The sequence below is a fragment of the Treponema endosymbiont of Eucomonympha sp. genome, assembly GCF_001028545.1.
This window is the reverse complement of record NZ_BBPW01000437.1, coordinates 1-592: the sequence shown is the minus strand read 5'-3', so window position 1 is coordinate 592 and position 592 is coordinate 1. Positions and strand designations below refer to the sequence as shown.

The following is a 592-nucleotide window of genomic DNA, read 5'->3' as shown; positions in this document are numbered from 1 at the left end:
TTTTTAACAAAAGTGATTGGAGGGTGTTGTAACGCAAAAATTTTTTAGTCGTAGCTGGGGTTTGTTTTTGCGGCTCTTCGACGCCGACCGACACCCGCCCTTACAGGAGATCGACCCTAGGTAGTGTGGACTGGATAAAGGGAAAGAGGTAAAAAAGGAGCATGAAAAGAAAAGAAGGCATTCACCGGAACGATATAAGCGACGAGGCGTGGGAACGGATAAAAGACCTGCTGCCCGGACAGGAAGGGAAGCACGGAGGAGTGGCGAAAGACAACCGTTTGTTTATCAACGCAGTAGCGTGGCAGACGCGTACAGGCGCTCCGTGGAGGGATATACCGCCAGAATTCGGGAACTGGAACAGCATACACAAGCGGTTTTGCCGCTGGCGGGATAAGGGAATAGGGAAAACGCTGGCGGACGCCGCAATAGGCGAGCCTGCCGGGATATCTTTATGATAGATTCGACGTATATCAAGGCACACGCGGACGCATGCGGGGCACAAGGCGGCAGTCAGGACATTAGCCGCACAAAAGGGAGCTGAACAGCAAGTTACATTTGGCAGTTGACGAGTACGTGATACCGGCAAGCGGCA

At 52.5% G+C, this 592-nt stretch carries 1 protein-coding gene; it reads left to right on the top strand.

Annotation, left to right across the window (positions count from 1 at the left end; all coding sequences use genetic code 11):
- Positions 1-161: 161 nt before the first annotated feature.
- Positions 162-455 (top strand): IS5/IS1182 family transposase, encoded by a 294-nt coding sequence (locus tag AWU74_RS07485; RefSeq protein ID WP_062328753.1) that lies wholly within the window; start codon positions 162-164, stop codon positions 453-455.
- Positions 456-592: the final 137 nt, after the last annotated feature.

Coding starts and splice junctions, on each gene's coding strand:
- AWU74_RS07485 (WP_062328753.1), top strand. CDS start 162: ATGAAAAGAAAAGAAGGCATTCACCGGAACGATATAAGCGACGAGGCG.